The organism is Comamonas trifloxystrobinivorans, assembly GCF_043359985.1.
GTDB classification, from domain to species: domain Bacteria; phylum Pseudomonadota; class Gammaproteobacteria; order Burkholderiales; family Burkholderiaceae_C; genus Comamonas; species Comamonas trifloxystrobinivorans.
In genome coordinates this window covers 239,412-260,547 of the sequence record NZ_JBHZGV010000005.1, presented here as the reverse complement: position 1 = coordinate 260,547, position 21,136 = coordinate 239,412, and the positions used below count along the sequence as shown (strand labels likewise).

Annotated in this window: 21 protein-coding genes; 14 read left to right on the top strand and 7 right to left on the bottom strand. The window is 63.7% G+C overall.

Annotated elements, in window-relative coordinates; all coding sequences use genetic code 11:
- The first annotated feature begins 51 nt into the window (after positions 1-51).
- The 3 genes from lolD to ACFIQF_RS07575 are packed head-to-tail and all read left to right on the top strand — an operon-like array spanning position 52 to position 2,148.
- Positions 52-732 carry a lipoprotein-releasing ABC transporter ATP-binding protein LolD gene (lolD, locus tag ACFIQF_RS07585; RefSeq protein ID WP_393941626.1) on the top strand — a complete coding sequence of 227 codons (681 nt, stop codon included), beginning with the start codon at positions 52-54 and terminating at the stop codon, positions 730-732.
- 38 nt (positions 733-770) lie between these two features.
- Positions 771-1,637 (top strand): TatD family hydrolase, encoded by an 867-nt coding sequence (locus tag ACFIQF_RS07580; protein WP_393941624.1) that lies wholly within the window; start codon positions 771-773, stop codon positions 1,635-1,637.
- On the top strand, positions 1,630-2,148 hold the full coding sequence (locus ACFIQF_RS07575; protein WP_393941622.1) for a DNA-deoxyinosine glycosylase: 519 nt from the start codon (positions 1,630-1,632) through the stop codon (positions 2,146-2,148). Before ACFIQF_RS07580 ends, ACFIQF_RS07575 begins: the two co-directional genes overlap by 8 nt.
- Here the strand turns inward: ACFIQF_RS07575 and ACFIQF_RS07570 are convergent.
- Positions 2,124-2,408 (bottom strand): DUF2798 domain-containing protein, encoded by a 285-nt coding sequence (locus tag ACFIQF_RS07570; protein WP_393941621.1) that lies wholly within the window; start codon positions 2,406-2,408, stop codon positions 2,124-2,126. The two genes, ACFIQF_RS07575 and ACFIQF_RS07570, sit on opposite strands and share 25 nt — an antisense overlap.
- A gap of 142 nt (positions 2,409-2,550) precedes the next feature.
- Between ACFIQF_RS07570 and ACFIQF_RS07565 the strand changes: the two genes are divergently transcribed.
- The 8 genes from ACFIQF_RS07565 to ACFIQF_RS07530 all read left to right on the top strand — a co-directional run bounded on the left by ACFIQF_RS07565 (position 2,551) and on the right by ACFIQF_RS07530 (position 12,027).
- Positions 2,551-3,477 carry a LysR family transcriptional regulator gene (locus tag ACFIQF_RS07565; RefSeq protein WP_393941619.1) on the top strand — a complete coding sequence of 309 codons (927 nt, stop codon included), beginning with the start codon at positions 2,551-2,553 and terminating at the stop codon, positions 3,475-3,477.
- A complete protein-coding gene (locus ACFIQF_RS07560) occupies positions 3,474-4,250 on the top strand; it encodes a spermine/spermidine synthase domain-containing protein (RefSeq protein ID WP_393941617.1) in 777 nt (258 codons plus the stop codon). The genes ACFIQF_RS07565 and ACFIQF_RS07560 overlap by 4 nt, the downstream gene beginning before the upstream one ends.
- A 72-nt stretch (positions 4,251-4,322) precedes the next feature.
- Positions 4,323-6,353, top strand: a complete 2,031-nt coding sequence (gene tfpB, locus ACFIQF_RS07555; RefSeq protein WP_393941615.1) for a type IV pilus assembly ATPase TfpB — start codon at positions 4,323-4,325, stop codon at positions 6,351-6,353.
- A gap of 293 nt (positions 6,354-6,646) precedes the next feature.
- Positions 6,647-7,135 carry a tripartite tricarboxylate transporter TctB family protein gene (locus ACFIQF_RS07550; protein WP_393941613.1) on the top strand — a complete coding sequence of 163 codons (489 nt, stop codon included), beginning with the start codon at positions 6,647-6,649 and terminating at the stop codon, positions 7,133-7,135.
- A 12-nt stretch (positions 7,136-7,147) separates the two neighbouring features.
- A complete protein-coding gene (locus ACFIQF_RS07545) occupies positions 7,148-8,662 on the top strand; it encodes a tripartite tricarboxylate transporter permease (RefSeq protein ID WP_393941611.1) in 1,515 nt (504 codons plus the stop codon).
- A gap of 144 nt (positions 8,663-8,806) precedes the next feature.
- Positions 8,807-10,114 carry a DUF3422 family protein gene (locus ACFIQF_RS07540; protein ID WP_393941610.1) on the top strand — a complete coding sequence of 436 codons (1,308 nt, stop codon included), beginning with the start codon at positions 8,807-8,809 and terminating at the stop codon, positions 10,112-10,114.
- Positions 10,115-10,192: 78 nt separating this feature from the next.
- Positions 10,193-11,125, top strand: coding sequence for a DMT family transporter (locus ACFIQF_RS07535; RefSeq protein WP_393941608.1), 933 nt, complete (start codon positions 10,193-10,195; stop codon positions 11,123-11,125).
- Positions 11,126-11,199: 74 nt separating this feature from the next.
- Complete coding sequence (locus tag ACFIQF_RS07530; RefSeq protein WP_393941606.1) at positions 11,200-12,027, top strand: SDR family oxidoreductase; 828 nt, start codon at positions 11,200-11,202, stop codon at positions 12,025-12,027.
- Between the two features lie 113 nt (positions 12,028-12,140).
- On the opposite strand, the gene ACFIQF_RS07525 is transcribed toward ACFIQF_RS07530, so the two are convergent.
- Together ACFIQF_RS07525 and ACFIQF_RS07520 are read right to left on the bottom strand one after the other, a co-directional pair.
- Positions 12,141-12,941, bottom strand: a complete 801-nt coding sequence (locus tag ACFIQF_RS07525) for a DUF2076 family protein (RefSeq protein WP_393941604.1) — start codon at positions 12,939-12,941, stop codon at positions 12,141-12,143.
- Between the two features lie 124 nt (positions 12,942-13,065).
- Positions 13,066-13,968 carry a DMT family transporter gene (locus ACFIQF_RS07520; protein ID WP_393941602.1) on the bottom strand — a complete coding sequence of 301 codons (903 nt, stop codon included), beginning with the start codon at positions 13,966-13,968 and terminating at the stop codon, positions 13,066-13,068.
- Positions 13,969-14,063: 95 nt separating this feature from the next.
- Between ACFIQF_RS07520 and ACFIQF_RS07515 the strand changes: the two genes are divergently transcribed.
- The 3 genes from ACFIQF_RS07515 to ACFIQF_RS07505 all read left to right on the top strand — a co-directional run bounded on the left by ACFIQF_RS07515 (position 14,064) and on the right by ACFIQF_RS07505 (position 17,297).
- Positions 14,064-15,044, top strand: coding sequence for a quinone oxidoreductase family protein (locus ACFIQF_RS07515; RefSeq protein WP_393941600.1), 981 nt, complete (start codon positions 14,064-14,066; stop codon positions 15,042-15,044).
- A 104-nt stretch (positions 15,045-15,148) separates the two neighbouring features.
- Positions 15,149-16,000 carry an NUDIX hydrolase gene (locus ACFIQF_RS07510; RefSeq protein ID WP_393941599.1) on the top strand — a complete coding sequence of 284 codons (852 nt, stop codon included), beginning with the start codon at positions 15,149-15,151 and terminating at the stop codon, positions 15,998-16,000.
- Positions 16,001-16,016: 16 nt separating this feature from the next.
- On the top strand, positions 16,017-17,297 hold the full coding sequence (locus tag ACFIQF_RS07505) for an NAD(P)/FAD-dependent oxidoreductase (RefSeq protein ID WP_393941597.1): 1,281 nt from the start codon (positions 16,017-16,019) through the stop codon (positions 17,295-17,297).
- Between the two features lies 1 nt (position 17,298).
- On the opposite strand, the gene otnI is transcribed toward ACFIQF_RS07505, so the two are convergent.
- Genes otnI through ltnD form a run of 4 tightly spaced genes read right to left on the bottom strand, consistent with a single transcriptional unit; the run spans position 17,299 to position 21,039 of the window.
- Positions 17,299-18,102: a 2-oxo-tetronate isomerase gene (gene otnI / locus ACFIQF_RS07500; protein WP_393941596.1), complete on the bottom strand. Its 804-nt coding sequence runs from the start codon at positions 18,100-18,102 to the stop codon at positions 17,299-17,301.
- A 37-nt stretch (positions 18,103-18,139) separates the two neighbouring features.
- Positions 18,140-18,823, bottom strand: a complete 684-nt coding sequence (locus ACFIQF_RS07495; RefSeq protein ID WP_393941728.1) for a class II aldolase/adducin family protein — start codon at positions 18,821-18,823, stop codon at positions 18,140-18,142.
- An 18-nt stretch (positions 18,824-18,841) separates the two neighbouring features.
- Positions 18,842-20,116, bottom strand: coding sequence for a 3-oxo-tetronate kinase (otnK, locus tag ACFIQF_RS07490; RefSeq protein ID WP_393941594.1), 1,275 nt, complete (start codon positions 20,114-20,116; stop codon positions 18,842-18,844).
- The gene (gene ltnD, locus ACFIQF_RS07485) at positions 20,113-21,039 is read right to left on the bottom strand and encodes an L-threonate dehydrogenase (protein WP_393941726.1); all 927 of its coding nucleotides are present in this window, start codon (positions 21,037-21,039) and stop codon (positions 20,113-20,115) included. The genes otnK and ltnD overlap by 4 nt, the downstream gene beginning before the upstream one ends.
- Positions 21,040-21,136 lie beyond the last annotated feature (97 nt).

Sequence of the window (21,136 nt, the reverse complement as noted above, 5' to 3'; positions counted from 1 at the left end):
GCAAAGCGGTTGCGGGCGCTGCCTGCAACCGGTTTGTCTCTGCCTTGGCTTATGAATGATTCTTCCATCGTCTTGCAGGCCAGCGGCCTGACCAAGCGCTTTTCTGAAGGCCTGCTTGATGTCGAGGTGCTCAAGGGCATCGACCTGCAGGTGCACGCGGGCGAGACGCTGGCCATTGTGGGCTCGTCCGGTTCGGGCAAATCCACCTTGCTGCATTTGTTGGGCGGCTTGGACGAACCCACCAGCGGCACGGTGCGCTTGAAGGGCGAGGTGCTGGGCAGCCTGAGCCCGGCGCGCCAAGGCCAGTTGCGCAACCAGTATCTGGGTTTTATTTACCAGTTCCACCATTTGCTGCCCGAGTTCAGCGCGCTCGACAACGTGGCCATGCCGCTGCGCATTCGCCGCATGCCTTACGAAGAATGCGTTAAACAGGCGCAAGCCATGCTGGCAGCCGTGGGTTTGAAAGACCGCGTGTTGCACCGGCCGGCTGAGCTCTCGGGCGGCGAGCGCCAGCGTGTGGCGATTGCGCGTGCGCTGGTCACCAAACCCGCTTGCGTGCTGGCCGACGAGCCCACCGGCAACCTCGACCGCAGCACCGCCGACACGGTGTTCGCATTGATGATGCAGCTGGCCCGCGAGCAGGGCACGGCTTTTGTCATGGTCACGCACGATGGCGATCTGGCCCAGCGCTGCGACCGCGCAGTGCGCATGGACCACGGTTTGCTCAGCTGAGCGCAGAGCCGCAGGCGCTCGGCAGAAAAGCTTTGACGATGCCCTTTTGGATAGATACCCATTGCCACTGGGACGCGCCCGAGTTCGACGCAGATCGCGACGAGCTGCGCGCCGCCGCCCGTGCAGTGGGCGTGGCGCATTGCGTCATCCCCGCCATTGGCCGAGTCGACTGGCAGAGCGTGCGCGAGCTGGCGCACCGCTGGGGTGACAGCTATGCCTTGGGCATTCACCCGCTCTACACCGGCAGCGCGGCAGAAAGCGATATCGATGCGCTGGCGCAGCTGCTGGAGGCCAATCGTGATGACCCGCGCCTGGTGGCGATTGGCGAGATCGGGCTCGATTTTTTTGTGCCCGGGCTCGACGCCGAGCGCCAGACCTGGTTCTACCAGGAGCAGCTCAAATTGGCGCGCCGCTTTGGCTTGCCGGTGATCTTGCATGTGCGCAAATCCAGCGACCAATTGCTCAAAGGCTTGCGCCAGTGGCCGGTGCAGGGCGGTATTGCCCATGCCTTCAACGGCAGCGAGCAGCAGGCCCGGCACTTTATCGAGCGCGGTTTCGCGCTGGGTTTTGGCGGTGCGGTCACCTACGACCGGGCTTTGCACTTGCGCCGTTTGCTGCAGGAGCTGCCGCTGGAGAGCCTGGTGGTTGAAACCGATGCGCCCGACATTCCGCCGCATTGGCTCTACACCACGGCGCAGGCGCGAGAGCAGGGCACAGCCCAAGGCCGCAACCAGCCCGCCGAGATACCGCGCATTGCCAGCGTGATGCAGCAAGTGCGGGCGGAAGGCGCGGTGGGCGCGGCAGAGCAATTGGGTCTGGCCGATTGGCAGCGCATCACCAGCGCCAACGCTTGCCGCGTGCTGCCCAAGTTGGCGGCCTTGTTGGCACCAGCGGCCCATGGCTGATGTGGGCGCAGCATTGCTGTACGGCTTGCCGCCGATTGCAGGCCCAGGCACGCGGCTGCTGATATTGGGCAGTTTCCCAGGTGCTGCCTCGCTCAAGGCGGGCCAGTATTACGCGCATCCGCGCAACCAGTTCTGGCCCATTCTCGCGCAGCTGTGGCCGCAGGACACGCAGCCGCAAGACTACGCAGGCCGCTGCGACTGGCTGCTGGCGCATGGCTTGGGTGTATGGGATGTGTATGCGAGCTGCGAGCGCGCTGGCAGCCTGGACAGCGCCATCCGCAACGCCAGCCTCAACGATTTTGCGGCGCTACAGCAACGCTGCCCGCTGTTGCAGGCGGCAGCGCACAACGGTGGCGAAAGCTTTCGCCATGCCAAAAAAGTGCAGGCTGCGCTGGGCCTGCCGGTGTACCGTCTGCCATCGACCAGCCCGGCCAATGCCTCATGGAGCGCCGAGCGCAAACTGGCAGGCTGGCGCGAGGTGCTGCATCACTGCGGTTTGCTGGCGGGCTGAGCAGCCGCTGCGGCCTGGTGGCGCGGGTGGCCTGGCTGGTTTTGCAGCAAGTGCAGGGCCAGGCGCTGCACCGTGGGGCCAATCAGCATGACGATGACAAAAGCCGCCGGCCAGGCGCAAACATAGGCATGGCCCCAGCGAGCCAGAAAATCGGGTGCAAAGCCCACGTTCAGCCAGGTGACCCAGGCGGTCATCAGCGCGGCCAGCAGCAGCGACATGATGGCGGACGAAAGCATGCGGAGTTTGAGGGTGAAAGGCATGGTGCGTGATCCATTCTGGCAAGGGGCGCCAGTCTGATTTCTGTTGAATTTGGACATCTCTGGCGCAGGGCTACGAGTCTAATACCTATTGGAATTGAAAATTACTGGCAAAATTTCATTTTTAAATTCCAAAAATGGAATCATGCTTGACGATCTGGCCCTGTTCGCTGCCATTGTGGAAAGCGGCAGCCTGAGCGCTGCGGCCCGCCGCACGCATTTGCCGCCGGCCACCATCACCCGCCGCTTGCAGCAGTTGGAGGCGCGCCTGGGCTGCAAACTTTTGCACCGCAGCGCACGCCGCCTGCAGGCCACGCCCGAAGGCCAGGCTTACTTTGAGCGCTGCAGTCCCTTGCTGCATGCGCTGGAGCAGGCCACGCAAAACCTGGCGCAAAGCCTCACCGAGGTTCAAGGCATGGTGCGCGTGCTGGCGCCCATGAACCTAGCGCAAGGCGTGTTGCAACCGGTGTGGCCGGCATTTTTGGCGCGCTATCCGGGTGTGCAGCTGGATTTGCGCCTGTCCAACTTGCGCGAGGATTTGCTGGAGCATGGCGCTGATTTGGCGATCCGCGTCGGGCCGCTGAGCGATTCCAGCCTGGTGGGCCGGCGCCTGGGCTTGGCGGCCATGGGGCTGATGGCGGCGCCCAGCTATTTGGCGCAGTCCGGGCCTATCGAATCGCCACAAGACCTGGCCAACCAGCGCTGGGTGGTGGCCGATCCGTTGCGCCAGTTGCGGCTCACGCACAGCCAGACGGGCGAGCGCTACACGCAATCGCTGTACGGCCCGGCGCTGCGCGGCATGGTCAACGATGTGGCTTTGGCCGCCCATATGGCCAGCCAGGGGCTGGGCTTGCTCTATGCGCCGCTGTGGGCCTGCATGGAGCAACTGCAAAAAGGCCAGCTGCAGCTGCTGCTGCCGCAGTGGGAGGCGGATGCGCACGATATTGCGCTGGTCTGGCCACAGCAGCGCCATTTGCCGGCACGGGTGCGCGCCTTGATTGACCAGTTGCTGGAGTTTTCTGCCGCCGAGCCGCGCCTGCAAGGGCAAATGCAGATAATCCCTGCACCATGAGTAAAAGAAACACCGCAGTGTCCGAGGCACTGCCCGAAGTCACCATCTCCGACTGGGATGGCACGCGCTACCTGCACCTGGGCACGCCCTGGGTGCAAGGCTCGATGCGCATCAAGAAGCCTTTCGATATCGATCTGGAATATGTGCAACGCATGATGGCCTGGCTGCTGCTGGTTGATTGGCCCAGCGTGCCCGAGCGCCGCGCCATGCAACTGGGCCTGGGCGCTGCTGCGGCCACCAAGTTCTGCCTGCAAAAGCTGGGCATGGCCACCACAGCCATCGAGCTGAACCCGCAGGTGGTCAACGTCTGCCGCCAGTGGTTCAAGCTGCCGCCCGACAGCGACAAGCTGCAGGTGGTGCTGGGCGATGCGGGCGAGGAAATCCAGAAGCCGCAGTACCTGCAGACGGTGGACGCTTTGCAGGTGGATCTGTACGACCACGAAGCCGCCGCACCCGTGCTCGACAGCCCTGATTTCTACCAGCACTGCCGCAATCTGTTGACCGAAGACGGCTGCATGACGGTCAACCTGTTCGGCCGCACCAACAGCTATGCGCGCAGTCTGGCGTACATCCAGGAAGCGTTTGGCGAAGCGGCCGTTTGGCGTTTTACTGCCACCAAAGAGGGCAACACCATTTTGCTGGCCCAGCGCACGCCGAGCCGGCCCGAGCGTGAGCTGCTCGCGCAGCGCGCCGATGTGGTGCAGCAGGCCACGGGCTTGCCCGCGCTCAAGTGGTTAAAGGTTTTTAAACCTGTACAGCCTTTGCTGGGCTGAGCTTTACCGGGAATTGGCGGGCTTTTCAGGTATAACCCTTGGCATAGAGCCATAAACATGAGGGAGTTCAGCATGGGTACATCTGAACGGGACCAGGATCAGAACGCCGATTTTCAACACACCACCTTGATGGACCCGACGCTGCAGGCCGCCGAGCCCACAGCGCCAACGCCGCCGGGCAAGCCTTCGGCGGTGTTTGTGCCAGGTGTGGTGGAAGACAGCGTGGACAGCACTGCGCCTCTGTCTGTTCCTGCGTCTTCAGCCGCGGCCAGCCTGCCGCCCGCCGGCCCGGCTTCGGTGCCGGGTGCGGCACCGGCGCGCAGTGCCCTCGCGGCCTTGGTGCAGCGCCCGCTGGAGCTGGAGCAGATCGTCAGCTGGTTGCAGGCTGACGGCTGGGTGACGGCGGCGGTCGCCAAAAGCACCATCGAGCGCTGCGGCCACGCCTCCAGCAGCCAGCACCCGATCGTGCGCCTGGCCAGCGTGGTGGTGCCGCGTGCGCAAGACGGCAAGCCGCTCGATGCCGAAACCCTGACCGAGTTTGTCGCCAAGCACTGCGGCCTGCCTTATTACAAGGTTGACCCGCTCAAGACCGATGCCGCCAAGGTGGCCGACACCATGGGCGCACCCTATGCGCAGCGCCACGGCATCTTGCCGGTGCAGGTGACGCCGACAGAGCTGGTGATCGCCGTCAAAGAGCCCTGGATTGACGGCTGGGTGGGTGAGGTAGAGCGCCAGGCCCGTCGCAAGGTGCGCCGCGTGCTGGCCAACCCCAAAGATATTGACCGCTATCGCAGCGAATTCTTTGCGCTGGCCAAATCGGTCAAAGCGGCCAACAAGCTCAGCGCTACGATGTCCAGCCTGAGCAACTTCGAGCAGCTGGTCGACCTGAGCAATGCCAACCAGCAGTTCGATGCCAACGACCAGGGCATCATCCGCCTGGTCGACTGGTTGTGGCAGTTCGCCTTCTCGCAGCGCGCCAGCGATATCCACCTGGAGCCGCGCCGCGAACAGGCGGTGATCCGCTTCCGCATTGACGGTGTGCTGCACAAGGTCTACCAGACGCCGCTGGGCGTGCACAACGCCATCATCTCGCGCGTCAAGTTGCTTGGCCGTATCGACGTGGTCGAAAAGCGCCGCCCGCAGGACGGCCGTATCAAAACCCGCAACACCCAGGGCGACGAAGTGGAAATGCGTCTGTCGACCTTGCCGACCGCTTTCGGCGAGAAGATGGTGATGCGTATTTTCGACCCGGAAAACACGGTCAAAGACCTGGCTGCCCTTGGCTTTACGCCGCACGACGCGCAGCGCTGGGAGCGCCTGGTAGAGCGGCCGCACGGCATTATTCTGGTGACCGGCCCCACTGGCTCAGGCAAGACGACCACGCTGTACTCCACGCTCAAGCGCCTGGCTACTGAAGAGGTGAACGTCTCCACCGTCGAAGACCCGATCGAAATGATCGAGCCGGCCTTCAATCAGACCCAGGTGCAGCCGGTGTTGGGTTTCAGCTTTGCCGAAGGCCTGCGCGCACTGATGCGGCAGGACCCGGACATCATCATGGTCGGCGAAATTCGCGATCTGGAAACCGCCGAAATGGCGGTGCAGTCCGCGCTGACCGGCCACCTGGTTTTCTCTACCTTGCACACCAACGATGCGCCCAGTGCCATCAGCCGCTTGATGGAGCTGGGCGTGCCGCCGTACCTGATCAACGCCACCTTGCTGGGCGTGCTCGCGCAGCGCCTGGTGCGCACGCTGTGCAGCACCTGCAAGCAGCCTGACGAGGACAGCACGGTGGAGGCGCTGAACAACTCCATCCAGCCTTGGAAGATCAAGCGCGAATACAAGCCTTACAAACCGGTGGGCTGCGAAGAATGCCGCAACACCGGCTACCGCGGCCGTATGGGCGTTTATGAATTGCTGACGGTGAGCGAGGCGCTCAAGGACCAGGTGCATGCCTCGCCTTCTATGTCGGCTTTGCGCCGCCAGGCCGTCAAAGATGGCATGCACCCACTGCGTCTGGCGGGTGCGCTGCGCGTCTCCGAAGGTCTGACAACGGTGGAAGAGGTGATGTCGAACACGCCGCCGATTGAGATGGGTGATCGATAGTTTTCTTGCGCTAGCGCAAACATCGCTGCAAAAGCTGGCGGTGAATGGCAGGCCTGGCGCTGGTTGTCTGACCTGACCACTGCTCGCCAATCTCCAGGCGGCAGTGGTTTTTTCTTGCCTGTCTTCGCTGTGCGCGGGGTGGCGCTTTCGCTGCAAGCCTGCTTGTGCGAAGCGGGTGCAGTGTTCGGACCTCCTAGGGTTTTCCTGTGTCGAATGGTAAGTGGAATCCACATCTGTCAGGCTGCTGTCAGGCATGACAATCCAGACCATCCATATTTTCGTTTGGAGACATAGTGAAACTCAAGAGCCAAAAAGACTTTTGGGCGGGCATCATGTACATGGCAGTGGGTATAGCGTTCGCAGTGGGCGCCAAGAACTACACCATCGGTACGGGCGCTCGCATGGGGCCGGGATACTTCCCGCTAATCCTGGGCATCTTGCTCGCGCTGATTGGCGCTGGCGTGGCCTTCAAGGGCCTCACCGCAGGCCCTGCCAACGGTGACCCGATTGGCAAATGGGCCTGGAAGCAGGTGTTCTTCATCCTGGCGGCCAACTTTGCTTTTGGCATCTTGCTGGTGGGCGTGCCTTCGCTGCACATCCCGCAGTTCGGTTTGATCGTCGCCATCTACGCGCTGGTCTTCATCGCCAGCCTGGCCGGACACGAGTTCCGCGCCAAGTCGGTGTTCGTGTTGGCCACGATTCTGGCCATCGGCAGCTACATCGCTTTCGTGTGGGCACTGAATCTGCAGTTCCCCGTGTGGCCTAGCTTCATCACCGGTTAAGGAGCCAGGACCATGGATCTGATCAATAACTTGGCCACCGGTTTCGGTGTTGCCTTCACCTTCCAAAACCTGATTTACTGCTTTGTCGGCTGCTTGCTCGGCACGCTGATCGGTGTGCTGCCCGGCATTGGCCCGGTGGCAACCATCGCCATGCTGCTGCCTGCCACCTACGCTCTGCCTCCCGTGGCGGCGCTGATCATGCTGGCCGGTATTTACTACGGCGCCCAGTACGGTGGCTCGACCACCGCCATCTTGGTGAACCTGCCAGGAGAATCGTCCTCAGTGGTGACCGTGATCGACGGCTACCAGATGGCCCGAAAAGGCCGAGCGGGGCCGGCACTGGCGGCAGCGGGTATTGGCTCGTTCTTCGCCGGTTGCGTGGGTACCGTGATTCTGGCGGCCTTTGCGCCTCCGCTGACCGAAGTGGCCTTCATGTTCGGCCCTGCCGAATACTTCTCGCTGATGTGCCTGGGCCTGATCGGCGCCGTGGTGCTGGCTTCGGGCTCGCTGCTCAAGGCTGTGGGCATGATCGTGCTGGGTCTGCTGCTGGGCCTGGTGGGTACCGACGTGAACTCCGGCGTGGCCCGTTACTCCTTCGACATCCCTGAGCTGACCGACGGTATCGACTTCGTCGTGATCGCCATGGGTGTGTTCGGCTACGGCGAAATCATTGCCAACCTGTCCAAGCCCGACGACGAGCGCGAAGTGTTCGCCGCCAAGGTGACCGGTCTGATGCCTACCGCTGAAGACTTCAAGCGCATGTTCCCTGCCATGCTGCGTGGTACGGCTCTGGGTTCGGCCCTGGGTATCTTGCCTGGTGGCGGCGCCATGCTGTCGGCTTTTGCGGCCTACACCATCGAGAAGAAGACCAAGCTCAAGCCCGGCGAAGTGCCCTTCGGCCAAGGCAATATCCGCGGTGTGACGGCCCCTGAATCGGCCAACAACGCTGGCTCGCAAACCTCGTTCATCCCGCTGCTGACCCTGGGTATTCCGCCCAACGCCGTGATGGCGCTGATGGTGGGTGCCATGACCATCCACAACATCCAGCCTGGTCCCCAGGTGATGACGAGCAACCCCGAGCTGTTCTGGGGCCTGATCGCCTCGATGTGGATCGGCAACCTGATGCTGATCATCTTGAACCTGCCGCTGATCGGCATGTGGATCAAGCTGCTGACCGTGCCTTACCGTTGGCTGTTCCCCTCGATCGTGCTGTTCTGCGCGATCGGTGTGTACGGTACCAACAACAACACCTGGGACGTGTGGATGGTCGGTATCTTCGGTTTTGTCGGCTACGTGTTCCACAAGCTGGGTACCGAGCCTGCACCGCTGCTGCTGGGCTTCATCCTGGGCCCGATGATGGAAGAAAACCTGCGCCGTGCACTGCTGCTCTCGCGTGGTGACTGGTCGGTGTTCGTCACCCGCCCCATCTCGGCCGGTCTGCTGCTGGCTGCGCTGGCTCTGCTGGTGGTGGTCTGCCTGCCCGCCGTGAGCAAGAAGCGCGAAGAGGCTTTCGTCGAAGAAGACTGATAGCAACGCAACTACCACTTTGAGCGGCGCCTTCGGGCGCCGTTTTTTCGTTGTGCCTTACGTGGATATCGGCTTGGCATGACAATCGGCAACCGCAGGGCGGCGCATTGTGCGCCGCCGCTGTTTTTGACCGGTTCTGCTTTCATGAAAAATCTGCCTGCATTGCAGCAGCACGACTTGCGCCGTGCCTTGCACAACGAAGTCCATTCCCGCCCGCCCGAGGCCATTGCCGACAACACGGCCGTGTTCTGTGTGGTGATGCTCGCCAACGATGCCGAGCGCACGGCCAGCCGCCAGTGGCTGCACCAGCTCTTGCGCGACATGCAACTGCCCGTGCCCGATGCCGAGGCCAACCACCTGCGCCTCGATTTGGGCAACTGCCGCCTGCGCTGGGAGCTGCACACCGAGTTCGTCTCCTGGACCTGGATGCTACCGCTCAGCGCCGACATGCTGGACGACACCGATTTGCCTTCCGCCAGTGCTGCTGTGCCCTCCCAGTGGCTGGCCGGTCTGCCCGGCCAATGCCTGATGGCCATGAATGTGTGGGTGCTGCAGCCCACGCCGGTGCTGGAAAAACGCGCCGAGCAGCGCTGGTTGTATGAGGACAAGCTGGTCGCCTCGGAGGCCGCCGAGCAGCAGGCGCGCATCTACACCGATTTCGCTATCCATTCCGACGGGGCTTCGCGCCTCTTCGTTTTCAACCAGGCGCTGGAGCCGGCGCGCACCGGCCGTCTGGTGCAGCGTTTGCTGGAGATTGAGACCTACCGCATGGCCGCCTTGCTCGGCTTGCCCGCTGCCCGCCAAACCATGGACAAGCTTGCGGCCACCGAGTCCGAGCTGGCCCAGCTGTCCGAAGCCATTCGCAGCGCGGGTGTCAGCAGCGAGCCGCAGTTGCTCGACCAGCTCACGCGTCTGGCCGCCCAAGTGGAGAGCCAGTATGCAGGCAACCATTCGCGCTTTTCTGCCAGCTCGGCCTACTTTGCCTTGGTGCAGCAGCGCGTGGCCGACATTCAGGAAACGCGCCTGGGCAGCTACCAGACGATCCGCGATTTTATGGACCGGCGCCTCACTCCGGCGCGCAGCACCTGTGTGTCTGCCCACCAGCGGCTGGAAGCGCTGTCGCAGCGCGTCTCGCGCATCAGCAACCTGCTGCAGACGCGCGTGGACATCAGCCAAAAGCAGGGCCGCCAGGCTGTGCTCAAGGCCATGAACGAGCGCCAGGGTCTGCAGCTGAAAATGCAGTCCACGGTGGAAGGCCTGTCAGTCGCCGCCATCACCTACTACTTTGTCGGCCTGATCAGCTACCTGGCCAAGGGCCTGCAAAAATGGGGCTGGCCGCTGTCGCCAGAAACGACGGCAGCGCTCGCTATCCCCGTGGTAGGCTTGGGCGTCTGGTGGTCGATACGGCGCATGCACCACCGTTTGTTCCACGGTGCCCAAGACCACGCCTGAGCCCGCCTGAGCGGCGCAGGCCCGCGCCAAACCGCCCGGCCAGCAGCGGCTGCCGGGCCTCTCTCATTGGATTCCAAAGTGTCAGTTTCTCCTGCACCCGTCGCGGTGTTGTCGCCTTCGGCGCGCCGCACCGGTTTGCTCTGTGCTGTGGTGGGCGCCATCGCTTTCAGCGGCAAGGCCATCATCGTCAAACTCGCCTACCGCCACGGCGTGGATGCAGTCACGCTCATCATGTACCGCATGCTGTTTGCGCTGCCGCTGTTTCTGGCTATGGCCTGGTGGAGCGGGCGCGGCAAGCCGCCGCTGTCTGTGCGCGACTGGCTGGGCGTGGTGGCGCTCGGTTTTAGCGGCTACTACCTCTCGAGCTTTCTGGATTTTGCCGGGCTGAGCTACATCAGCGCCGGGCTCGAGCGCCTCATTCTCTATCTCAACCCCACGCTGGTGCTGGCGCTAGGCTGGCTCCTGTACCGCAAGACGGCTAGCCGCCGCCAACTGGCGGGTCTGGCCATCAGCTACCTGGGCGTCATGCTGGTGTTCGGCATGGAAGTGCTGACGCACGGCGCTGGTGGTGGCAAGGTCTGGTGGGGCGCCGGCCTGGTGTTTGCCAGTGCGGTGAGTTATGCGATCTACCTTGTTTACAGCGGCCAATTTGTACAGCGCATTGGCGCGCTGCGCCTGGTGGGTTGGGCCACCACCTTTGCCTGCTTGTTCTGCATTGCCCAGTTTGTGTTGCTGCGCCCGATGTCGGCCGCGCAGGTGGCCGAGCCGGTGATCTGGCTCTCCGTCATCAACGCCAGCCTGTGCACTGCCGTGCCGGTGCTGCTGGTGATGCTGGCCATCGAGCGCTTGGGCGCAGCCACGGTGGCGCAAACCGGCATGATCGGCCCGCTCTCCACCATCTTGATGGGTGTGTGGCTGCTGGGTGAGCCGCTGACGCCGGTGATGGTGCTGGGCACTGCGCTGGTGCTGGTGGGTATTTACGTGTTCACACACCAGGTGCAAAAAAGATAGCGGATGGTTTATTGGCCGCCTGCGCCAAAGTCGGACTTGCCTTAGTATTGCAACCTTCCAAAGGAGACGGATTTATGGATTTGGGTATTGCCAACAAATGGGCGCTGGTGTGCGCTGCCAGCAAGGGCTTGGGGCGCGGCTGCGCACAGGCGCTGGTGAACGAAGGCGTGAACGTGGTCATCAACGCCCGTGGCGAGGATGCGCTCAAGGACACCGCCCGCCAGCTCAAGGTGATGGCGGCCATGTGGGCTGCGGCAGCACCCGGCCGCGTAGCGCCACAGGTGATTGCGGTGGCGGCCGACATCACCACCGAAGCCGGCCGCGCTGCCGTGCTGAACGCTGAAGGCGGCCCCGGCACGCGGTTCGACATTCTGGTGAACAACGCCGGCGGCCCGCCTCCCGGTGATTTCCGCGACTGGGACCGCGAGGCCTGGATCAAGGCGCTCGACGCCAACATGCTGACCCCGATTGCGTTGATCCAGACCCTGATCGACGGCATGGCCGAGCGCGGCTTTGGCCGCATAGTCAACATCACCTCCAGCTCGGTCAAGGCGCCTATCGATATTCTGGGCCTGTCCAACGGCGCGCGCAGCGGCCTGACCGGCTTTGTGGCCGGCGTGGCACGCAGCCCGATTGCCGCCAAGGGCGTGACCATCAACAACATGCTGCCGGGCAAGTTTGATACCGACCGCATCGCGGCCACGATCACCGCCGCGGCCAGCAAAACCGGCAAGAGCGAGGCTGACATTCGTGCCGCCCAGCAAAAGCAGATTCCTGCTGGCCGTTACGGCACGGCAGATGAATTTGGCGCCATCTGCGCTTTCCTGTGCAGCCAGCAGGCGGCCTACATCACCGGCCAGAATATTTTGCCGGATGGTGGTTCTTACCAAGGCACGTTCTGAGAGGGATGAGCCAGCAGCAGCTGCGTTAAAGGATATCTCAAGCACCAGCTGCCATGCAAAAACGCAAAAAGCGACGGAACTCCCGTCGCTTTTTTGTGCGTGCTCGGCGCTGCTCAGGCGTAATCGTCGTTGTCGAAAAAACCGCCGCCGTCGCTGAAATCGCTGCCAAAGCCGTCGTCGGCGTTGCCGTCATCCAGCAGTTGGCTGGGCGATTGGCCGACGTGGTCGCGGCCGGCATCCTGGGCCAGCTGGTCGAGGCCGCTGTTGTCGCCGTGGCTGGCGGCGTTGCCGTGTTCGCCATTGCTGTTGCTGCTGTTTGTGTCCATGGCGGCCTGGTGGTTGCCGGCCTGGTTGCCCCACAAATGGTTCAAGCCATTGAACAGCAACATGCCGCCTGCAATGCCGGCGGCTGAGGCAGCGGCCTGGCCCAGAAAGCTGCTGCCTGCTGCAGGCGCAGGTGCAGGTGCAGGTGCAGCGGGCATGGCTGGCGCTGCAGTACGCGGGCTGCCAAACCAGCGATCGCGCCAGCTGCCGGGCGCAGCGCTGCCTGCAGGCGTGCCAGCGGGTACGCCACCGTAATAGCTATAGCCCTGGCTGGTGTTTGGCGGTGCGGCGTAGCTGCTGTCGCTGCCACGGCCAAAGCGGGTGTCGAGGCCTGGCGAGAGAAAACTGCCTTGCGCCGGGGCAGGGCTGCTTTGCTGCAACTGGCTTTGCAGTTGTTCCACCTGTTGCTGCGCTTGCTGCAAGGCTTGCTCCAGCAGCAGACTGCGCTGGGTAAGCAGGTAGGTGGCGTCAGGCAGTTGCGCGGCGTGCTGGCGGATGGCGGCGTCCGCCTGCGCATCCTTGGGGGCGCTGGCTTGCTGGCGCAAGCCTTGGAACAATTGGGCGATCAGCTGCTGCTCTTGCTCGGTCATACGGGCCATCCTTTCCTGAGGCTTTGCAGATGGTGGCAGTGTGCTCGCCTGCAAGCCCGGCTGTGTGAAGCCGGGCCTCAGACTGGTTGCAGGGTGTAACCGGGCGCTGCAGCAGCCTGCGCTGTCAGGCTCGGCGCGACGAAATGATGATGCCGGCCACAATCAGTGCAAACGCAATGGCGTGGTAAATGCGTGGCGGCTCGCCCAAAAATGCCGCCGATAGCACGGCTGCGAACAGCGGCGTGAGGTTGGTGAAAAAGCCTGCCACGGTAGGCCCCACGCGCTGCACGCCGATGCCCCAGAAACGGTAGGCCAGAATGGCCGGGCCGATCACGATGTAAGCGATGGAGGCAAGCAGGGTGCCGTTCAGCTCCAGGTGGCCGGCGCCTACCGCAAATTCGCCACCGGCAAACAGGCCCGACCACACCAGGCCAAAGGCCAGCTGGGCCATCAGCAGATCGGCCCATTGGCTTTTGATGCCCGCCGGCTCGCTGGTGCGCACCAGCAGCCAGCTGTAGAGCGACCAGCAGGCCGTGGACAGCAGCATGTACAGATCGCCCGGCACCAGGCGCAGGCTGGAGAGCTGGTGCCAGTCGCCATGGCTCAGCACGATCAGCACGCCCACAATCGAGAACACGGCGCCCAGCAGTTGCTGGCGCGTGGCGCGGCTGTTAAAGAACAGCGCGCCAAAAGCCATCATCCACAGCGGCATGCTCGAAGCCACCAAGGTCACGTTGATCGGCCCCGAAGTTTTCAGCGCCAGGTATTGAAAGGCGTTGTAGCAGCCGATGCCCAGCAGACCGATCACGGACCAGCGTTTCCAGTGCGGCCACAGCGGGCTGTCCTTGCGCAACAGGCGCCAGGCCAGCGGCAGCAGAATCACAAAAGCCACCGCCCAGCGCACAAAGTTCAGCAGCATGGGCGAGATCAGGTCGTGCACGATGCGGCCCACCACCGCGTTGCCAGCCCACATCAGGGGGGCGGCGGTGAGCAGGAGTGCCGTGCCGGGAGTCAGTTTTTGTTGCATCGCGAGACTGTACATCCCTGCGACTGCAGGTTTGCAAAAACCGTGGCAGCATGGCTGCAGATTGAGCAACACCGCAATAGCAAAAGGAGAAACCCATGGCATTGGCCGTACAGATAGCGCGTAATGGTGGCCCCGAAGAGATGCAGCTGGTCGAGGTGCAAGTGGGCGAGCCGGGTCAGGGCGAGGTGCGCGTACGCCACCATGCCATCGGCCTGAACTTTATCGACGTCTACCAGCGCACCGGCCTTTACCAACTGCCGCTGCCTTTGCAATTGGGTATGGAAGCCGCCGGCGTGGTGGAGGCCGTGGGCGCAGGCGTGAGCCACCTGAAAGTGGGCGACCGCGTGGCCTACGCCACCCAGCCGCCCGGCAGCTACAGCGAGCTGCGTGTGATGCCTGCGCAATACGTGTGCCAGCTGCCCGATGCGATTTCGTTCGAAACCGGCGCTGCCATGATGCTCAAGGGCATGACCGCCTACTACCTGCTGCACCGCTGCCGCCCGGTCGAGGGTTTGGAAAAGGGCGATTTCGTGCTTTTCCACGCCGCTGCCGGTGGCGTGGGCCTGATCGCCTGCCAGTGGGCCAAGGCCATGGGTTTGCGTTTGATAGCCACGGCCGGCTCGGCCGAGAAATGCCAGCTGGCGCTGGACAACGGCGCAGAGTTCGCCATCAACTACCGCAGCGAAAACTTTGCCGAGCGCGTGCAACAAATCACCGGTGGCGAAGGCGTCAAGGTGGTGTACGACTCGGTGGGTAAAGACACCTGGGAAGGCTCGCTGCAATGCCTGCGTCGCTTTGGCCTGATGGTGTCGTTTGGCAATGCCTCGGGCCCGGTGGCGCCGTTTGCGCCAGCCGCGCTGGCCGCCAAGAGCCTGTATGTCACGCGCCAAACGTTGTTTGCGCACATGACATCGCGCGAGCGCTGCCAGCAAATGGCCGATGCGCTGTTCGAGGTAGTGGCCTCGGGCCAGGTCAAGATCCACATCGAGCAACGCTTTGCGCTGCGCGATGTGCAAGCCGCGCACCGCGCGCTGGAAGAGCGCAAGACCACCGGCTCCAGCATTCTCTTGCCGTGATGAAGCTGCCGTAACCAAGACCAGTTACGGGTTTTGCCGGATCTGCCGCCGCAGAACAAAGCAGATGGACTACCATCCATCTGCTTTTATTTTGATAGTGCGCCATGTCTGCAACTACCTCTGCTTCCTGGGCTTCGCAGCCTCCCGCCTGGCTGGCCGCTGCGCGTGCGGCCATGCAGCAGCCACCGCGCAAAGCGCGCTTGCCGCTGTGGGTGAACGGCCAGGCGGTGGGCTCGCTCGTTGAGCATTTTTTGCTGGAAACCGGCATCTCTGGCCGCTTGGGCGGTGACAGCCTGCTGAGCAAGCAAGAGCGCTCGGGCCGTGCGGTGTGGCTGCTTGATTCGCCCACGCAAGACGCCACCCGACTGATGAATCTCTTGGCCGACGCTTTGCGCACCGCAGGCCGCAGCGGCCCTTGGCGCAATGAGCAATTGGCGGTGCATGCGGTCGATGGCAGCCGCATCGGCACGGTGGAACGCGGCGCAGTGCGGGTGTTGGGCATTGCTACCCAGGCTGTGCACTTGGTGGGTGCGGCGGACGATGGCCGCTTGTGGGTACAGCAGCGGGCGGCAGACAAGGCCAACTACCCCTTGCACTGGGACACGCTGATGGGTGGCATGGTGTCGGCGCAAGACACGCTGGAGCAAGCGCTGGAGCGCGAGACCTGGGAAGAGGCCGGTTTGCGCACTGCCGAGCTGGCCGAGCTGCGCTGGGGCGGCGTCTTGCAGTTTCGCCATCCCGATGCCGATGGCGGCGACGATATCGGCTACATGCACGAAGACATTCATTGGTACGCGGCCAGCGTGCCTTCAAACCTGCTGCCCAACAACCAGGATGGCGAGGTGGCGCAGTTTGCGCGCTGGTCGGTGGGCGAGGTGCAACAACAACTGGCACAAGGGCGCTTCACGCCCGAAGCCGCCTTGGTATGGGCCGGTTTTGCTGGCTGGATGCGATAAAGACGACAGGACAGAGATGGCTGAGAACGCAGGCGCCCCCGGTGGCGCAAAAGCAGTGCCGCCGAAAGCGGTGGTGGTGGTAGGTGCCGGTGTGGTGGGCGTGGCCACTGCGCTGGCTTTGCAAAGCTATGGCGTGGCGGTGACCTTGATTGACCGCGGCGAGCCCGGCATGGAATGCAGCTACGGCAACTCCGGCGCCATCAGCCCTGGCTCGGTGGCGCCGTTGGCCTTGCCCGGCGTGCTGAAAACCGTGCCCGGCATGCTGCTAGACCAAGACGGCCCGCTGGCCATTGGCTGGAAGCACTTGCCAAAAGCGGCATCGTGGCTGGTAGCGTTTGCCCAATCGGCCGAGCCCAAGCGCGTGGCCGCTGCCGCCGAGCGCTTGAACGACCTCTACCACGGCGCGGTAGATGCGCACGAGACGCTGGCGCAGCGCCTGGGCGTGCCCGAGCTGTTTGTGCGCCACGGCCATCTGCACCTGTACCCCGATGCAACCTACGCAGAAAAAGACGCCACCGGCTGGAAGCTGCGCGAGCAATACGGTTACCAGGTAGAAAAGCTCGACCGCGCTGGCATCGAAGCGCTGGAACCCAACGCGCCCAGCGGCTACAGCCACGGCCGCTTTTTGGCCGACCACGGCACCATTCTGAACCCGCTGCGTTATGTGCAGAGCATGCTGCACGCCTTCATCCAGCGGGGCGGCAAGCTGGCCCGGGCCGAGGTGCGGGCGCTGTACATCACGCCTGAAGGCTGGTCGGTCAAAACCGGCGACAAAGCCCTGGACGCGCAGCGCTGGACCCAAGTGGTGGTGGCCGCTGGCGCTTGGGCGCCGCAGCTGTTGCAGCCGCTGGGCATGTTGCTGCCGATCGAGTCGCAGCGCGGCTACCACGCGCAGTTTGCCGGTGCGCAGCACCTGGTTCAGCGCACCGTGGTGCTGGCCGACAAAAAGGTTTTTATTGCGCCCATGGAAGGCGGTTTGCGCGTGGGCGGCACGGTGGAAATTGCCGGTTTGAAAGCGCCGCCCAATCCGCGCCGTGTGGCCGGTATTGAGCGCATTGCGCGCGATGCCTTCCCTGCCTTGGCGCAGCACCAGGCCCAGCACTGGATGGGCCACCGCCCTTGTTTGCCCGGCTCGGTGCCGGTGGTGGGACATATCGACGCCATTCCCGGCCTGTGGCTGGCCGTCGGCCACGGTCATTTGGGCCTGACTGGCTCTTTGCCTACTGCGCAGCGCATTGCCACCGGCATGTGCGGCCCGCAGGCCATGCCTTTTTGGGCGCTGCGCACGGCGGGCTGATTCAGCGCTTCAGCCAGCGCTGCAGCCAGCCCAGGCCGTCGCTGGTAGCGTGGGCGGCGGCGCCGCGAGCGGGCTTGTATTCGCAGCCAATCCAGCCGTCATAGCCCAGCTCGTCGAGCAGCTGGAACAAGTACGGGTAGTGGACTTCGCCCACATCGGGCTCATGGCGCTCGGGCACGCCGGCAATCTGCAGGTGGGCCACGCGGCCGCTGGGCAGGTATTGGCGCAGCTTCATCGCCAGATCGCCTTCGCTGATCTGGCAGTGGTACAGATCCATCTGCACTTTGGCGTTGGGCTCGCCAATGTCGGCCAGCAGCGCATGCGCCTGGTCTTGGCGGCTGAGGAAATAGCCCGGCATGTCGCGTGCGTTGATAGGTTCCAGCAGCACCTCGATGCCATGCGCGGCCGCCTGCTGTGCTGCGTAGCGGATATTGCTCACATAGCTGGCGCGCATGCTGGCCGCATCCACACCAGCAGGCATTTTGCCGGCCATCACATGGATGCGCGGGCAGCGCAGCACCTGGGCGTAGCCAATCGCCTTGGCGATACCTGCGCGAAACTCCGCCTCGCGCCCTGGCTGGCAGGCCATGCCGCGCTCACCATTGTCCCAGTCGCCGGGCGGCGCGTTGAACAACACTTGCTGCAAGCCATGCTGCTGCAGCTGTTCGGCCAATTGCTCGGCCGGGTAAGCATAGGGAAACAGAAACTCCACGGCCTGGAAACCATCGCGCCTGGCAGCGGCAAAGCGCTGGAGAAAATCCAGGTCGTTGTAGAGCATCGAGAGATTGGCGGCAAAGCGAGGCATGGGTGGCTTCCGAAAAAAATAGTCTGTGTGCTGCGGGCTACCAATGGGCGCCGAAATGCTGGCGCAGCTCATCGATCTGCTGCGCATCCAGCGGCTGTACTTGGTTGGCGCCGGCTTGCTGGCACCAGTGCCAGAGCTGGGCGGTTTCTTCCAGCTCTTCCAAAGCGGCCATGGCCGCTGCGGGCTGATCGTGCCAGACATTCGGGCCCAGGCGGGCCAGCATGACAGCGCGGATCGGCCGGCCTGCTTCTGCGTAGCGGGCAATAGTAGCGGCCACCGCCTGCGCCGCCTCGGGCGCGCCGGGGCGGTGGTAGGGAATATGCGGCACGCGGCCCACTTTCATCACGAAATATGGCGTGAGCGGCGGCAGCAACTCCTCTGCATCGGATTGGCTGGCGAGCAGCGAGCAAGCCACCAGATAGCGGCTGTGCGTGTGGATGATGCAGCCAGCCGCTGTGGGCGTGCCAGCGCTGGCGGCATAGATGTGGCGGTGCAGCTCGATGGTTTTGCTGGCGCGCTCGCCGCTTAGCTGGTGGCCTTGCAGATCGAGCTTGGCCAACTGCTCGGGCTGCAAGTGGCCCAGGCAGGCATCGGTGGGCGTGATCAAGTAGCCATCGGCCAGGCGCACGCTGATATTGCCGGCTGTGGCATGTACGTAGCCACGCGAAAAAAGGGATTGGCCTACGCGACAAATCTCGTCACGCGCCCGGGATTCTTCCAGCCAAACCATGCAGCTACCTCACAACTGGGCCAAGGCTTTGGAGAAAAAATCCTCCGTGCCAAAGTTGCCGGATTTGAGCGCCAAATGCAGCCCAGCGCTGGCGAGTGGACTGGCAGCGTGGCACCAGGGAACGCCGGGGTCGATTTGTGCGCCAATGCGCAGCTGCGCAATCTCCAGCGCCTGCACGCAAGCGCCCGATGTTTCGCCGCCAGCCACTACCAGCTGGCGCACACCCAGCGCTACCAGACCACGGGCGATGGCAGCCAGCGCTTGCTCAACCAAAGCGCCTGCTTGCTCCACGCCCAGTTGCGCTTGGATGCCGCGCACGGCTTGCGGATCGGCAGTGGAATAAATCAACAACGGGCCTGCGGACAACTGCGTTTTTGCCCAGGCCAGCGCCTCGCTCACCACATCGTCACCCGCGGCTACGCGCAGCGGGTCTATGGCCAGTGCTGGGCGGCCGCTGGCCACAAAGTGCGCCACCTGCTGCTGGGTGGCCGCCGAGCAGCTGCCTGAGACAACCGCTTGCTGGCCGCTGGCCGCAGGCAGCGCGGCTGCCTGGCTGCTGGGTTGCAGGCCAAAATTGGCGGGCAGGGCAATGGCCACGCCCGATCCGGCGGTGAGCAACGGCATGTCGGCCAGCGCCGGGCCCAGACGCAGCAGGTCTTGGTTGCTGATGGCATCGACAATGGCGATGCCCACGCCTTCGGCGCGCAAGCTGGCAACGCGTTGGCGCACAGCGTCTGCGCCTTGCGCAACCACGCTGTAGTCGATCAGGCCCACCCGGCGCTGACACTGCGCTTGCAGCACGCGCACCAGGTTCGGGTCGCGCATGGGCGTGAGCGGGTGGTTTTGCATGCCGCTCTCGTTGAGTAGCCCTTCGCCAGCAAACAGATAGCCCTTGAAAACGGTGCGCTTGTTGTCGGGAAAAGCCGGCGTGGCAATCGTGAAGTCGCAAGCCAGCGCGTCCATCAGCGCTTCGGTGACCGGGCCGATATTGCCCGCTGGCGTGCTGTCGAAGGTGGAGCAGTATTTGAAGTAGAACTGCTGGGCGCCCTGGTCTTTCAACCAGCGCAAAGCGGCCAGCGATTGTTCTACCGCATCGGCCGCAGCGATGGTGCGCGACTTCAGTGCCACCACCACCGCATCGACCGGCTCTTGCAGCGGCTCGCTGGGCACGCCAATGGTTTGCACCACGCGCATGCCGGCCCGCACCAGGTTGTTGGCCAGATCGGTGGCACCGGTGAAATCGTCAGCAATGCAGCCGAGCTTCAGGGCGGGCTTGGCGCTCATGGCTGGCCCTCGTCGTTGGCCGCTCGCGGCAGCTGGATGCCGGGGAAAATCTTGATCACCGCGCTGTCGTCTTCTTTCGCAAAGCCGGCGCTGGAAGCCTGCATGAACATCTGGTGCGCCGTGGATGCCAGCGGCAGCGGAAACTTGGTGGCGCGGGCGGTGTCGAGCACCAGGCCCAGATCTTTGACGAAGATATCGACGGCCGACAGCGGCGTGTAATCGCCAGCCAGCACGTGCGCCATGCGGTTTTCAAACATCCAGCTGTTGCCGGCGCTGTGCGTGATTACCTCGTACAAAGCGGCGGCATCCACACCTTCGCGCAAGCCCAGCGCCATGGCTTCGGCCGCTGCGGCAATGTGTACGCCAGCGAGCAACTGGTTGATGATTTTCACCTTGCTGCCCGCGCCAGCCTGGTCGCCCAGGCGGTAAACCTTGCCGGCCATGGCTTCGAGCACCTCGCCAGCGGCGGCGTAGGCGGCAGGTGTGGCGGCAGTCATCATGGTCATCTGGCCGGCTGCGGCCTTGGCTGCGCCGCCAGAAATGGGCGCATCGACATACAAGATGCCGCTGGTAGCCAAGCGCTTTTCCAGCGCCATCGACCAGTTGGGATCGACCGTCGAGCACATCACAAAAGTGCTGCCTGCACGCAGCGCTGCGGCTGTGCCTTGCTCGCCAAACAGCAGGGATTCGGTCTGCTCGGCATTGACGACAACGGACACCAGCACCTCCACTTGGGCGGCCACTTCGGCGGGCGAGGCACAGGCGACGCCGCCTTCTCTGGCAAAAGCTGCCGCCACGCCAGGGCGCAGGTCACACACATGCACGAGATAGCCACTGCGGCGCAGGCTCTGGGCAATACCCAGCCCCATGGCACCGAGGCCGACAACACCGACGGTCTTGCGAGTCATCTGATTTCCCTGGATCGAAACACGCGCCCGATTGCGCAAGGCGAGACATTAGCGCGTTCGGCCCGCCGCACTTGTCGCAGACGCTGCAGTGCCACGGGTTTGTAGGGAAACT